General features: G+C 63.5%; 13 protein-coding genes. 7 read left to right on the top strand and 6 right to left on the bottom strand.

Going from position 1 to position 13,386, the window contains the following annotated elements:
* Entirely contained in the window at positions 1-813 is an 813-nt protein-coding gene (locus tag C2138_RS12870; RefSeq protein WP_108518417.1) for an ABC transporter ATP-binding protein, read from the top strand.
* Here C2138_RS12870 and C2138_RS12865 read toward each other — a convergent pair.
* Positions 810-1,451, bottom strand: a complete 642-nt coding sequence (locus tag C2138_RS12865; RefSeq protein ID WP_108518415.1) for a TetR-like C-terminal domain-containing protein — start codon at positions 1,449-1,451, stop codon at positions 810-812. The two genes, C2138_RS12870 and C2138_RS12865, sit on opposite strands and share 4 nt — an antisense overlap.
* A gap of 252 nt (positions 1,452-1,703) precedes the next feature.
* Here C2138_RS12865 and C2138_RS12860 point away from each other — a divergent pair, with 252 nt between their 5' ends.
* Positions 1,704-2,891, top strand: a complete 1,188-nt coding sequence (locus tag C2138_RS12860; protein WP_159078244.1) for a flavin reductase — start codon at positions 1,704-1,706, stop codon at positions 2,889-2,891.
* Between the two features lie 36 nt (positions 2,892-2,927).
* Here C2138_RS12860 and C2138_RS12855 read toward each other — a convergent pair whose 3' ends face one another.
* The 5 genes from C2138_RS12855 to C2138_RS12835 all read right to left on the bottom strand — a co-directional run bounded on the left by C2138_RS12855 (position 2,928) and on the right by C2138_RS12835 (position 7,929).
* Positions 2,928-4,304 (bottom strand): NADP-dependent succinic semialdehyde dehydrogenase, encoded by a 1,377-nt coding sequence (locus tag C2138_RS12855; protein WP_108518411.1) that lies wholly within the window; start codon positions 4,302-4,304, stop codon positions 2,928-2,930.
* A gap of 24 nt (positions 4,305-4,328) precedes the next feature.
* A complete protein-coding gene (locus C2138_RS12850) occupies positions 4,329-4,871 on the bottom strand; it encodes a VOC family protein (protein WP_158268803.1) in 543 nt (180 codons plus the stop codon).
* Between the two features lie 11 nt (positions 4,872-4,882).
* Complete coding sequence (locus C2138_RS12845; RefSeq protein ID WP_108518408.1) at positions 4,883-5,668, bottom strand: SDR family NAD(P)-dependent oxidoreductase; 786 nt, start codon at positions 5,666-5,668, stop codon at positions 4,883-4,885.
* Between the two features lie 107 nt (positions 5,669-5,775).
* Positions 5,776-6,474: a TetR/AcrR family transcriptional regulator gene (locus C2138_RS12840; protein ID WP_108518406.1), complete on the bottom strand. Its 699-nt coding sequence runs from the start codon at positions 6,472-6,474 to the stop codon at positions 5,776-5,778.
* A gap of 126 nt (positions 6,475-6,600) precedes the next feature.
* Positions 6,601-7,929, bottom strand: coding sequence for an acyl-CoA dehydrogenase family protein (locus tag C2138_RS12835; protein ID WP_158268802.1), 1,329 nt, complete (start codon positions 7,927-7,929; stop codon positions 6,601-6,603).
* A 263-nt stretch (positions 7,930-8,192) separates the two neighbouring features.
* Here C2138_RS12835 and C2138_RS12830 point away from each other — a divergent pair, with 263 nt between their 5' ends.
* The 5 genes from C2138_RS12830 (at position 8,193) to C2138_RS13905 (ending at position 13,203) form a co-directional block, all read left to right on the top strand.
* Positions 8,193-8,888, top strand: a complete 696-nt coding sequence (locus C2138_RS12830) for a VOC family protein (protein ID WP_199220434.1) — start codon at positions 8,193-8,195, stop codon at positions 8,886-8,888.
* Between the two features lie 4 nt (positions 8,889-8,892).
* Complete coding sequence (locus C2138_RS12825) at positions 8,893-9,741, top strand: fumarylacetoacetate hydrolase family protein (protein ID WP_108518402.1); 849 nt, start codon at positions 8,893-8,895, stop codon at positions 9,739-9,741.
* Positions 9,738-11,795, top strand: coding sequence for an acetoacetate--CoA ligase (locus C2138_RS12820; protein WP_108518401.1), 2,058 nt, complete (start codon positions 9,738-9,740; stop codon positions 11,793-11,795). The genes C2138_RS12825 and C2138_RS12820 overlap by 4 nt, the downstream gene beginning before the upstream one ends.
* Complete coding sequence (locus C2138_RS12815) at positions 11,792-13,009, top strand: acetyl-CoA C-acyltransferase (RefSeq protein ID WP_108518399.1); 1,218 nt, start codon at positions 11,792-11,794, stop codon at positions 13,007-13,009. The genes C2138_RS12820 and C2138_RS12815 overlap by 4 nt, the downstream gene beginning before the upstream one ends.
* A gap of 62 nt (positions 13,010-13,071) precedes the next feature.
* On the top strand, positions 13,072-13,203 hold the full coding sequence (locus C2138_RS13905; protein WP_277871903.1) for a hypothetical protein: 132 nt from the start codon (positions 13,072-13,074) through the stop codon (positions 13,201-13,203).
* The last annotated feature ends 183 nt before the right edge of the window (positions 13,204-13,386 follow it).

The raw sequence follows: 13,386 nt of genomic DNA, 5'->3' as shown, positions 1-13,386 counted from the left end.
ATGTCAGATGTGCCGCTGATCGTGGTTGAGAACCTCGTTGTCGACTACGGGTCGGGCGCTCGCCGTCACCGTGCCGTGGATGATGTGAGCTTCGAGATTGCTGAAGGAGAGACGCTCGGCCTTCTGGGCGAGTCCGGGTCGGGAAAGTCAACGATCGGCCGGGCGATTCTGGGGTTGGTTCCCGCGACGTCAGGCCGAATCTTCTTTCGCGGCACCGAGCTGACGGCCCTAAGTGCGCGGGGTCGCCGTGCCTTCGGTTCGCACATTCGCGCGGTGTTCCAAGATCCGAACAGCACGCTCAACCCCGTGCGACGCATCGGGGCCACGCTTCTCGAAGGGATCCCGCGCAGTGACGCCGCACGCACGGGACGGATGCTGAGCCTGCTGAGCAGGATGGGCCTGCCCGCGGGAACAGAAGACAACTTTCCTGCGGCATTTTCGGGCGGACAGCGGCAACGCATAGCCATCGCACGGGCCATGATGAGCCAGCCGTCCCTCGTCGTGTGCGACGAGCCGGTGACGGCGCTAGATGTATCTGTGCAGGCCCAGGTGCTCAACCTGCTCCGTGAGGTGCAGAGCAACACGGGGCTGGGGTATTTGTTTATCGGTCACGACATCGAAGTCGTTCGCTATATGTCGGAGCGCATCGCTGTGCTGGAGAAGGGTCGACTCGTGGAGTGCGGACCGGCAGATGACGTCGTGCGGAATCCTTCACAGCCCTACACGCAGCAGCTCGTTGCGGCGATGCTCGCAACCGCTCACCCCGGAGTCGGGCGCGCAGAGAGTCTCAGCTCACTGCACGGGGTGGGCTAGACCGCGGAGGGCGCTTCATTGCGGGAGGCAGCAGGCATGGCTGCCTTCGCGAGGGGCATCAACACGTTGTCGACCAGGTGATCAAGAAAACGGTCGTCGATCGGCTCATTCCAGATTGAGCGATGGTGCATGATCGGCAAGGCGATATCGGTGACGAGGTCAGGGTTCACGTCGGGGCCGACCTCGCCGCGGGCGATTGCGCGGAGGAGCGGGCGCTGGGTTGCCTCGCGCACGTTTTCTTGAGTCTCTTGGCGCATGAGCCGAAAAACGGTTGCGTCGCGTTGGGCGCCATCCATAAGAGCGATGATGAGCCGGCGATTGTCGCGGAGCATCCGAGCGGCGCCGCTGAGCACCGCGTGAAGCTCTAGTCGAAGGGAACCCAGGTCGCCCGGATCGTGCGGCCGATCGCCGCCGAATGACATCTCGATTGCCTCGCGGATGAGATCGGTTTTTGTGGGCCACCGGCGATACAGCGTTGCTTTGGAGGCTTTCGCCGCCGCCGCGATCGCGTCGACGGTAACCCCCTCGATGCCTCGGGCGGCAACGAGCTCGAGGACGACGCGCTGAATGTCCTCTTTACGCTCCGCTCCTCGAGACCGCGGCGCGGCGCGCTTCGGAGTCGGTTGCACAGCAGTCATCGGGAGCCCTTCGTGTCGACTTCTTTCAACACTAGCCCCACTGTCGCATTCGTGCACCACGGGACATGCAAAACGAAACGGTTTAGTATTTGTCTAATACACTGATGGAACCTGAGGTGTGACGCTGTACTGATCAGTTTAGAAAACGCCTGCCTGATGCACGCGGGCAATAGACGATGCTTGAGCGACTGATAAGCGGCGCAGCGTCATCCTCGGAAAAAGCCAGATGGGGCGCGAGCGAAAGGCATGACGATGTCGCTGAAAGCATCGGAGCTATGGAGGGCAGTACTTGCCGAATACCCGACCGGTGTCGCGCTCGTCACCGCACAACTGCCCGACGGCTCTCCCGTTGGCATGGTCGTCGGCAGTTTCACGGCGATCAGCCAGGATCCACCGCTCGTGGGTTACTTCGGCGACGACTCGTCGTCGACCTTTCAGTCGATTGTTAGCGCCGACCGATTCGCGGTGAGCGTCTTCGCCGACTCCCACGACAGCCTCCTGCGCTCCTTCGTTCGAAAAGACGAGGGTCGCTATGAACAATCGGGTCTGACGACGACAGACAGCGGCCTGATCCGCCTCGACGACGCGGTCGTCTGGTTTGAGGCTCGCACGCAGTCAGTGCAACGTCATGGAGACCACCAGCTCGTTGTCGGTGCCGTCGTGGATTTCGGCGTGAGCACATCCGATATCGGTTCTCCGCTTCTCTATCGTCGCGGAGGCTTCGGCGCCTTCGCCATCCCTGCGGAGGCGGTTGACGCGCGGTTGATCGGTGACCGGCTGGCGGCAGCGCAGGCGGCGGCGGAGGTGCTCGCGCCCATCGCCAGTCGGTTGAGCCGTGACATCGCCGTCACGGCTTTGGTCGGTGATTCGGTTGTCGTCGTTGGAATGGTGCCTAGTGCGCCGGTCGCGCCCGGCGAGAGCCCCCCGGGTACCGGCCCGCTGCGAGCCATAGGACTATCCCTTCCCTTCGCCGCACCGGTTGAGCCACTGTTCGCGGCGTGGGCACACGAGCGGGTGCGATCGTTCTGGATGGAACGTGCGCGGCACCTGGTTGGTGCCGTCGACCGCCGCCAGGTTGAAGCTCGCCTCGAAGCAATACGCCGCCGAGGATTTGGCGTATCAGTCGATCAAGACCTCACGGCCCGATTTATCGGCACAATTACAGATCCGAGCGCCGAGCGCGAGTCGTACGCGCAGATCTGGAGCGAATACGCAGCCCAGACGATTGTGAGCACGAGCTCAATCTTGACGCTCAGCGACATCGCCGCCGTGCAGGTTCCCGTCTTCGATGAACACGGCCAGGTTGCGCTCGTGCTCACCGTGAGCGATCTTGGCCCCTTTGCCGACGAGGATGCTCTCAACGCCTTCGCTGACACTCTCATCGCCGCAGCAGATGCGGCTTCGCACGTCATCGCCAGAGGGCCACGAGGCCGCTCCTGACGACAGCGCGCGCTATTCGGCCGTGCGGCAGCGCCGTTAGCCTTTCCAGACGGTTTTGACGTTCGTGAACTCCCGGATGCCGTGGCGCCCCAGTTCGCGACCGTAACCCGAGTTTTTGATTCCGCCGAAGGGCAGCTCCGGAAACGAGACGGTCATCCCGTTGACGAAGACGGCCCCCGCCTCGATGCGTGAGATGAACGCCGCCTCGTCCGCGGCGTCGTTCGTCCATACCGAGGAACTGAGCCCGAATTCTGTCTGGTTAGCGATTGTGATCGCTTCGTCGAGATCGTTTACCCGATAGAGGGATGCAACGGGACCAAACGATTCCTCGGTCACGATGCGCATATCATCCGTCAGATCGCTCAGCACGGTCGGTTCGTAAAACCATCCCGGGAGGTCGGGACGATGCCCTCCCGCAAGCAGGCTCGCGCCCTTGGCGATGGCGTCGTCGACCAGCGCCGCTATATCTTCGCGGGCTTGTTCTGTGGCCAGTGGGCCGATCTCAACCGACTCGTCCATCGGGTCTCCGACGTTCAACGCTCGTGTCTTCTCAACGAATAGGCGCGTGAACTCGTCGTAGATGTCGGTGTGCACGATAAAGCGCTTGGCGCAGACGCAGCTTTGCCCCGTGTTACTGAAGCGCGCTTTCACTGCGATCGACGACGCGGCTTCCACATCTGCGCTGGGCATGACAATAAATGGATCCGATCCGCCCAGCTCGATCACGCTTTTCTTGACCTCAGACCCGGCGATGGCGGCGACGGCGCGACCGGCGCCCTCCGAGCCCGTGAGTGTCACAGCCTTCACTCGTGCATCCCGGATGACAGATTCAACGTCGCCGGCGCCGATGAACAGAACACGAAAGGAGCCGGAAGGAAACCCGCTGCGCTCGAACAGGGCGTCGAGGTAGAGAGCGGTTTGGGGAACGTTCGATGAGTGTTTGAGAAGGGCGGTGTTGCCGGCCATGAGCGCAGGAGCGGCGAAGCGTATGGCCTGCCACAGTGGAAAATTCCATGGCATGACCGCGAGGATTACCCCAAGCGGCCGGTAGGTGACTACGGCACGCTGGGCCGCAACGATGGCAGGGTCGGCGACCGGCTCATCGGCGAGAAAGGTGCTCGCGTTATCGGCGTAAAACCGAAGAGCGCGGGCGCACTTGAGCACCTCGGCTCTGGCCTGCGAGATCGGTTTTCCCATCTCGCTGGTGAGAAGCCGCGCAGTCGCCTCAGACTCCGCCTCGAGCAGAGAAGCCGCTGCCCGCATCCACTCGGCGCGCTCGTCGAAGCATGTTTCGCCCAGTGCTGCGAATGCTGCCGCCGATTCGGTGATGCGCCGCGAGGTTTCGGCGGCATCATGGGCGGCGAATTCGGCTTCGATTCGCCCTGTTGTGGGGTTGATGGTGCAGATCGCCATGGAGGTTCTTTCTGTTCGTGGAGGTCAGAGCCTGCGCCAGGGGTCTGTGCCGTCCCAGGTGCGGCAGAGTTCCCGGAGGCTGTCGTAGGACGCGGACTGCGCCGACGTAAGTTCTACGAGCTCCACCATGCCCGGCTGGCCCGGCGCACCGTCGAAAAAGGCTACGCGCGCGCCCGTGGGAAGCACATCCTCGAACACCGCCTGCCCGCTGGCCTCGCTCAGAGATCGGGCTCGGGTATCGAAATCATTCGTGGCGACGGCGACGTGGTGAAAGCCATATCCCTCTGCGGTGGTTCTGTCGCGAAAGATCGAGGGCTCTTCGTCGTGCTGCTGGATTAGTTCGATCATCAGAGCGCCGTCAAATGTGCGGGCGACCGTCAACTCGGCGCGGTAGGGCTCGCCTCGGTAGAGCGCACCGGGTGCGGTGAATGGCCCCCGAACGGTCCACGGCCCGATGCCGAGACTCGCGGTCCATGCGAGTGCCGTCTCGCGGGCATCCGCGCACGTATAGGCGACCTGGAAAACCGAGCCGACGGGCTGTATCGGCAGCGGGGGTCGCGGTGCCAAGGGTGATCCGGTCAATCGCTGATGACCGTCCCGCCGTCAATGATGATGTTCTGCCCTGACATGAATGACCCGGCTTTGGATGCGAGCCATACGACGGCTCCGGCGACATGGTAGGGCTCTCCGAAGCGCTGCATCGGTGTCTTTGCGAGTCGACGAGCCGCAGCATCCGGGTTCGAGGTAATGGGCTCGGCGAAGGCGGTTGCGATGACCCCGGGGGAGAGCGAGTTCACGCGGATGTTCTGGGCACCCCACTGCACGGCGAGGTTGCGCGCGAGCTGAGCGTTGGCCGCCTTGGTGACCCCATACTGGCCGAGGAAGCTGTTGCCTCGAACTCCCGAAAGACTCGACATGATGAGGAATGTGCCTCCGCCTTGATCGGCCATTACCGGGAGCGTGAGGTTAGCGAGTCTGATGACACTTCTCACGTGGATGTCGAACATGAGGTCGAGCTCGGTGTCGGTTCCGACGGTGTGCGGCCCGGTATCGAGAGCGACACCCGCGTTGCAGAAGACCGTGTCGATGCGGCCGTGTCGGTCGAGAGCATGCTTCACGAGCGCCGAGAGTTGTTTCTGGTCGGTCACGTCGCAGGCAAATGATTCGACGTCGAGACCGCGGAGCCGAGCTTCTTCGGCGGCCACCTCCGGATGGTCGGAGGGCAGTGACGCTGCGATTACGGTTGCGCCTGCTGAGGCGAGCAGTTCGGCGGATGCCCGGCCGATTCCCGATGCGGCGCCCGTCACGATCGCCACCTGTCCCTTTAGGGAGAAGAGGTCCGCGGCGGTGACGGTTTCAGGCATATCTCATATTCCACCGTGCGGGCGGTAGACGTGGGTGGGTATTCCGAATAGCGGAAGCCGGGGTTTTTCCGCCGATGAGCGCAGGCCTTGTGGCTCAACCGGGCGGATCAGCGTTCGAAGGCCGGGCCCCACGGATACGCGTCGTACCCCGCGGGCAGTGTGGCCTCGGATTGTCCTGCAGGGAACGCCCCGTTCAAGAAGACGCGCACGACCAACTCGACATGAATTCGAATCAGGTCGTCACTGGGCGTGAAATCGGAGGTGAGAATGTCGAATTGCAGTGTGGGGGCCGCGAGCCGGAGAAGGAATATCGACCACTGGTCTGCATCGGCGAGCTTCATATTGCGTTCTTCTGCCACGGCCACAATAAACGGCGAGAGAATTTGGACCACCGTTGGCGTGCCTGAGTCGACCCGGGCGACGTCGAGAACGCCGTGAAGCTCTACGCGTCGCTCGTGCTCGGCGATGAGCACTCTAAAGAATGCGATGAGTTCCGCGGCGGTTGCCGCGCGCACGACCTCTGTCAGCGCAACCGTCAGCCGCTGTTCGTTGCTGACATTGGGGATCAGATCCAGCGCATCATGAAGGCTCGGAATGAGGGTGGACGAGGCGTGCACCATGACGGCGTGAAAGAGCTTGACCTTGTCGGAGAAGTGGGCGTAGACCGTGGTCTTCGAGACCTGGGCCTTCGCTGCGACAGCATCCATTGACGTGCCATCGAAGCCGTTGGCAAGGAGCAGTTCTGCAGCGGCGGCAAGGATCGCATCCCGCTTCGTGCTCTTGCCGTGCGAGCGTACCTGCGGCATGACTTCTCCTCTGTACAGTTCAGTCCAAGTTTATGAGGCGGAGGGCCATGGGATGAAGCGCACGTACGTGACCGCCTCTAGCGATGGTGCCGACGGCCAAAAGACGCGCCGGCACCCTCGCCCCGCTCACTCGGAACGTATGGAATGAGAAGAAGGTGTCGGCGGCGTCGGAGCCTTATTCTGCAGGCCGGCTGCGAACATGTCGAACGGTGCCTGGCCCAGGAGGCGGCGGCCCGTGATTTCGGCTAGCGACTCAATGCGCAGTGCCCCGTGCGACAGGATGACCTGGGCATCGCGAGAGAAGCGCTGGAGCGGGTTCGAGAGGGCCATCGCCGACGAGCCAATGATCTGAAGGCCGAGATTGATTGACTCCTGGCACAGGTTCCCGGCAAATGCGAGGTCCATCGACCCCTGGGCTTCGGCATCCGCACTGAAGTCGCCGCCGTGAGTTGCAAAGTGGTCGATCTGGTCGGTGTACTGCAGGAGGATCGCCTTCGCGGCATTGACCTTCGCCTTCGCCTTGCCCGCGGCCACCTGCGCCGACGGCATTTCGGCGATCGTTGGGTAGGGCGGGCTGAAGGGCTTGCGCTTCTGCGCTAGGTCGGCGAAGACATCGAAGGCACCCTCGGCCATGCCGACGAGGATCGCGATGTTCTGCGTAGCGACCGTGAGCATCGACGCACGGGCCCGCGCCTGGTAGGCGAGCCCAGTGAATCGTGAAGCTACCGAGTTCATGTGGAGGGGAAGGTCTGCTAGATCGACGAAGTGCTTGTCAGCAACGAACATTGGCTGGCGAGTGACCACGGAGTTTGAGTCGGAGGCGCCCATTCCGGAGACGTGCCAGTCGTCGAGGTGCTCGAGTCCTGCGGGGTCCATCATGACGATGGCGTGGCCGCCGCGCTCGCCGTCGTGCCACGAGACCCCGCCGAATATCCAGGCGGCGTCATGGTTGCCGGAGGTGTAGGTCCACTTGCCCTCCACCTGCCACCCTCCCTCTACTCGGCTTGCGGTGCCGGTGATGGCGGCGAACGTTGAGCCGCCCGCGGCCGTGGGGCCCGAGTGGTCGGCGGCGCGACTGTAGAGGTCTTCAACGAGGGGTGCGGGGAATGAGCTCACCATGCGCAGGCTGCAGGCTACGAAGAAGCTCCATCCTGCAGACGCGTCGGCTCGCCCGAGGGCCATTGCGATCTCGGCGAGATCGCGCGCGCCGAGGGCGAATCCGCCATGTTCGATGGGGGCAACTGCCTTATAGATGCCCAGGTCGGTAAGCCCGCGGATGACCTCGGCCGACAGCTTGCCATCGCGCTCTGCCTGAGGGGCCTGCGCGCGGATAGTGGGGAGGAGGGCACTCACGCCTTCCGCCATCGCCAGGCCCACGGGTGTCAGATATCGACCGGCGATGGGCTCGATTTCGACGTCCATTTCAGTCGGGATTGTCGGGGTCTGGCTGGGCACGGCTGGTCTCCTTTGAGTTGTCTCCGCGGATGCGCGGTCGGCACGGGTACACGTGTTGACCTTGCATCTTTCAAACTGTACGGTACAGTTCAGCTTAAGAAAAGGGAACCGGCGACATTGGAGGGACCATGCTTGATCGGCAGACGTCGATTCTGAGCGTGAGCCCATGATTTTCCACCGCGATGCCTACGGGGTGCCTCGCGTCGACACACTCACCTTCGCAGCCTGACCGGTTGCATCCCGATCACAGAGAGAAGAAACCAGTGACAGAGCTGTCCGTCTATTCACGAACCCCCCGCCCGCGTCCGATCCGTGTTCCGAAGCTGCATCACGCGACCTTCATGACCATGGAGATCGACCCGATGGTTCGCTTTTACGAAGCGGTCTGCGGCCTGCAGCCCGTGTTCTACTCGGAGCACGCTGCGTGGCTCACCAACGACGAAGCGAACCACCGCATCGCGTTGCTGCGCATTCCCGGCACCAAGCCTCCCGTGGACAAGCCGCACACGGCTGGACTGCACCACACGGCATTCGAATACGAAGACTTCGACGCGTGGCTCGACAACTACGCTCGCCTGCGTGACATGGGCATCATGCCCGCGTTCTGCATGGACCACGGCATGACGATGTCGATCTACTACAACGACCCCGATGGCAACGGCATCGAGATCCAGATCGACAACTTTCGCGACTGGGGCAAGTCGACCGAGTGGATGTGGGCATCGCGAGAGTTTGCTGAGGATCAACTCGGCCCGCAGTTCGACCCCGACCTGCTCCTCGAAGCCCGCGCACAGGGCGCATCGCCCGATGAGATCCACGAGCGCGCCTATGCGGGTGAGTTCCGGCCCGCTGTTGAGGTGCCCAATCCTTCGTTCCCCGACGTGTGGGTCGCCAAGCTCGCCGCAAACCCGTCGCTCGCAAACGGTGTTCCTTTCCCCGGTATGCCCCAGGAAGGCTAAACCCATGCGCATTGCAAACCTGAACGGCCGTGTCGCACTCATCACGGAGTCGGGAGCGGTTGATATCGCCAGCGCAAGCGGCGGTGTCTTCGGCCCCGACCCCATGGATGTTTACGAGCGGTGGCAAGAATTCAGCGCCTGGGCACAGACCGCCCCGACAGAGGGTTCGGCCTATGACGAGGCAGACCTGGGCATCCCGGTTCCGCGTCCCCCGCAGATCATTGCCATCGGCGTGAACTACAAGGCTCACGCCGAAGAGGCGGGCATTCCCGCGCCAGAAGAGCTCATGGTCTTCACCAAGTTCCGCTCCAGCCTTGCCGCTCCCAACGCCACGATCGAGCTGCCGAGCGATGACGTGGACTACGAGACCGAGGTCGTCGTCGTCATCGGCGTCGAGGGTCACGGCATTGCCGCCGAGGACGCCTGGGATCACGTCGCAGGTATCGCCATCGGCCAGGACTACTCCGAGCGCACGGTGCAGCGTCGACCCCCTGTGCCGCAGTTCAGCATGGGCAAGTCGTTCCCCGGGTTCGGGCCGTTCGGCCCCGTTGTCGCGACGCCGGATGAGTTTGCCGACCGCGACGCCATCGAGTTCAGGGCCGTTCTCACGGGCCCTGGCATCGATGGAGAACTCGTCGTGCAGGAGGGAAACACCTCCGACATGTTCTTCGGTGTCGCCGAGATCATCCATCGCCTCTCCCAGGTGCTGACGCTCCTGCCGGGTGACATCATCTTCACGGGAACCCCTGCGGGTGTCGGCCTGTCGCGCGGCATCCTCATGCGCGATGGCTACGTCATGACGACGGAGCTGGACGGAATCGGCTCGATGCGAAATTCCTTCATCGCGCGATGAGCGCACACTCGCCAGCACCCGAGGTCACCTGGGTTCCCACGCAAGAGCAGCTGGAGAACACTCGTCTCACGCAGTTTCGTGACTGGGTTCGCCTTCATCGCGGAATCGAGATCGCCGACTACGAGCAGATGTGGCGCTGGTCGACCACCGACCTCGCGGGCTTCTGGGGCGCTCTGCGCGAGTTTTTCGGCATTGTCGGTGACGGCTTCGACGACTCCCCTGCCCTTGTGGAGAATCGGATGCCCGGCGCAGTCTGGTATCCGCAGGCGAGGCTCAATTTCGCCGAGAATGTGCTGAGGCACGTGATCGGGCGCGAGGAGCACGCGGCGGTAATCAACGTCTCAGAAGACGGCTCGGTGCAGGAGTGGACGTGGCGGGAGCTCGCTTCTCGCGTCGCCATTCTTTCTGAACGTCTGAGGGCTCTCGGCGTCACCCGGGGCGACAGGGTGGGAGCCGTCCTCCCTAACATTCCCGAGACGATTGTCGCGATGCTGGCGACGGCAAGTATTGGTGCCATCTGGACGGTAAGCTCGCCCGACTTGGCGCCGAGCGCGACGCTTGATCGGCTGCGTAGCCTGGAACCCGTCGTTCTCATCGGCACCCCTGGATACACCTTCAAGGGCAAATGGATCGATACAACACCGGCGCTGAACACCATCGCCGCAGAGCTGCCCAGTGTTCGCTCCGTGCTGCTGGTGGGAGGGGGTCGCACACTTCGGCCGGGTTCAGCTGCTGAGGTGGTCGACCTCGATGGCCTCCCCACCGCAGAGCTGCAGTTCGAGAGGGTCGGGTTCTCCGACCCTCTCTGGGTGCTTTTCTCCTCCGGCACAACGGGTGCACCCAAGGGCATCGTGCACGGGCACGGCGGCATCCTGCTTGAAGCGTCTAAGGCCATGGGGCTCCAATTTGGGCTGGGGTCCGGCGACCGCTATTTCACCGCAGCCAACACGGCATGGATGGTGTGGAACACTCTCGTCAACACACTGTCCGTCGGCGCGGCTGTCGTCACCTATTCGGGAGCCCCGACGTGGCCGAGGGCCGATCGCCAATTCGAGGTGGCGTCGCTTGCCAGCGTGACCATGTTTTCCACCGGCGCGGCCTACTTGTCCTTGGTCGAGAAGTCTGGGTTGACGCCCGCGCACGACTGGGACCTCGCCCCGCTTCACACGCTGATGTCGACGGGCTCTGTTCTCTCGCCTGCGACGTGGCGTTGGGTTCATGACGCGGTAAAGTCCGACGTTCACCTGAGCAGCGACTCGGGCGGCACTGACATTTGCAGCGGATTTATTGGCGGCAACCCGTGGCAGCCCGTTTATGTGGGTGAGCTGCAGGGATCGACGCTCGGAGCGGCCATTGAGGTTCGCAGAGAAGACGGTACCGAGGCCGCCGTAAACGAAATCGGCGAAATGGTCATCACCCAGCCGATGCCGTCGATGCCGGTCGGCTTCTGGAACGATCGAGAAGGCGAGCTCTACAAGGCCGCATACTTCGCATCCGACCCCTCTGTGTGGACGCATGGTGACTGGATCAGCCGCACTCCGCGCGGCGGGTTCATCCTGCACGGGCGCTCCGATGCGACCCTCAACCGCGATGGCGTGCGCATGGGCAGCGCCGACGTCTATGCCGCAGTGCACACGGTCGATGGTGTGCGCAATTCCGTCGTATTGGGAATCGAGACTGGCGGTGGCGGCTACTGGATGCCCCTCTTCGTCGAGCTATCGGAGGGTGTCGAACTCGATGAAGCACTGCAACAGAAGATTAGGGACGCGATTCGCGGTCGAGCAAGCGCCCGGCATGTCCCCGACACGATCGAACAGGTCCCGGGCATCCCGACCACCCACGCCGGCAAGCGCATCGAAGTTCCCCTCAAGAAGCTCTTTCTCGGGCGCACAGAGGATGACGCAGTCAATCGAGGCTCGCTTGTGAATCCCGAGGCCGTCGACTGGTTCGTGGCCCGAGCATCACGGTTTCGCGCTGGTGCTGGCATCGATCTCGCCGACACCGACAACCGCAATTTACCGACACCGCCCCCTGATCGAAAGGTGACTCCATGAGTCTCAACGACAACGACGCCGTCATCGTTTCCCTCGGCCGCACGCCCATTGGTCGTGCTCGCAAGGGCGGGCTCGTCGATGTGCGAGGCGACGAACTAGCGCGACAGGTTATTGCGGCGGTGCTCGCGAAGGTGCCGGATGTCGAGATTGCTGACATTGAGGACCTCATGCTGGGCACCGCAGAGCCAACGGGGGAGCAGGGATACAACCTCGCCCGCATGGTGGCGGTGCTGCTCGGTCACGACAGCCTGCCCGGCACCACCGTCAATCGCTTCTGCGCGTCGTCGATTCAGACGATGCGGATGGCGTTCCACGCCATACGGTCCGGCGAGGGGGACGCCTACGTCGTCGGCGGAGTCGAGTCGACGTCGCGGTTCGGGCTCATCGCGCCCGCCGGCAACCCCGCGTTCGATGCCCCGGCGCTCAGAACTGCTGAGCTGATGGCCACGGATGCGGAGTGGACCGACCCTCGAGACGGGGGCCTTGTTCCCGATGCCTACATTCAGATGGGTCATACGGCCGAGCACGTCGCGCGCAGGACGGGCACGTCCCGCGCCGACCAAGACGCCTTCGCGGCGCGATCACAGCGGCTCGCCGCAGAGTCGGCATCCAACGGATTCTTCGCGCGCGAAATCGTTCCCGTCGTGCGTCCCGACGGCTCCCTTTTCTCGGCGGATGACAGCCTCAGGCCCTCTACGACCGTCGAAAGCCTCGCGGGGCTCGACCCCGTGTTCTCCCCCGTCGGAACCGTCACGGCGGGCAACGCCTGCCCGCTCAATGACGGGGCCTCCGCCGCGGTCGTCGTTTCGGCCGCCTATGCCAAGCGAAAGGGCCTCACCCCGCTCGCGAAAATCATCTCAACGGGAGTGAGCGGCCTCTCTCCCGAAATCATGGGACTGGGGCCGGTCGAGTCATCCCGCTTGGCGCTCTCCCGCGCTGGCCTCTCCGTCGCCGACCTCGACATCGTCGAGATCAACGAGGCGTTCGCCGCCCAGGTGGTGGCCAGCGCGCGCATATTGGGCGTTGATGAGGACTCACAACTTAACCCTTTCGGTGGCTCGATCGCCATCGGTCACCCCTTCGGCGCCACGGGGATCCGGCTCATCGGAACCCTGGTGAATGGCCTGCGCACGCGCGATCAGTCGCTGGGCATGGCCACGCTCTGCGTCGGCGGGGGGCAGGGCATGGCGATTGTGATCGAGCGCCTCGCCTGATCGCTCATCGGGATTCGGGCCCCGACGGCGACAGTGAGGCGGAGGCACGACTCATTGTGGCGATGTCGATCACGGTCGGCGACGAGGGAATCCGCGAACTGCAGGAGGTCGAAGGCGAATTCGTGATCGACCCCGAGCCGTACCGCCGCGCGCGACGCCGTCTCGTCGCGATCCTCGCCAACCCCGCCGACTGAGCGCCGAGCATCCAGGCTGAGATAACGCCGGCTCCCGCGCGTTGAGGGGGGCACGCTCTTAGACGATTCCCGCCTAAAATCACACACAGGCGGATGCATGCCGCGCATAGACCTGGTGAGCACCACAGATAAAGAGTCTGAGGGCCCAACAGGAAAGGAGGTCGTCTTCACGGGCGCCCCCAG

This window comes from Salinibacterium hongtaonis, from assembly GCF_003065485.1.
In the GTDB taxonomy this organism is placed as follows: Bacteria; Actinomycetota; Actinomycetes; order Actinomycetales; family Microbacteriaceae; genus Homoserinimonas; species Homoserinimonas hongtaonis.
The sequence above is the reverse complement of the archived record's forward strand: the minus strand, read 5'-3'. Positions and strand labels throughout refer to the sequence as shown.

Coding starts and splice junctions, on each gene's coding strand:
- C2138_RS12870 (WP_108518417.1), top strand. CDS start 1: ATGTCAGATGTGCCGCTGATCGTGGTTGAGAACCTCGTTGTCGACTAC.
- C2138_RS12815 (WP_108518399.1), top strand. CDS start 11,792: ATGAGTCTCAACGACAACGACGCCGTCATCGTTTCCCTCGGCCGCACG.
- C2138_RS12840 (WP_108518406.1), bottom strand. CDS start 6,474: ATGCCGCAGGTACGCTCGCACGGCAAGAGCACGAAGCGGGATGCGATC.
- C2138_RS12855 (WP_108518411.1), bottom strand. CDS start 4,304: ATGGCGATCTGCACCATCAACCCCACAACAGGGCGAATCGAAGCCGAA.
- C2138_RS12825 (WP_108518402.1), top strand. CDS start 8,893: ATGCGCATTGCAAACCTGAACGGCCGTGTCGCACTCATCACGGAGTCG.
- C2138_RS12860 (WP_159078244.1), top strand. CDS start 1,704: ATGTCGCTGAAAGCATCGGAGCTATGGAGGGCAGTACTTGCCGAATAC.
- C2138_RS12820 (WP_108518401.1), top strand. CDS start 9,738: ATGAGCGCACACTCGCCAGCACCCGAGGTCACCTGGGTTCCCACGCAA.
- C2138_RS12865 (WP_108518415.1), bottom strand. CDS start 1,451: ATGACTGCTGTGCAACCGACTCCGAAGCGCGCCGCGCCGCGGTCTCGA.
- C2138_RS13905 (WP_277871903.1), top strand. CDS start 13,072: ATGTCGATCACGGTCGGCGACGAGGGAATCCGCGAACTGCAGGAGGTC.
- C2138_RS12845 (WP_108518408.1), bottom strand. CDS start 5,668: ATGCCTGAAACCGTCACCGCCGCGGACCTCTTCTCCCTAAAGGGACAG.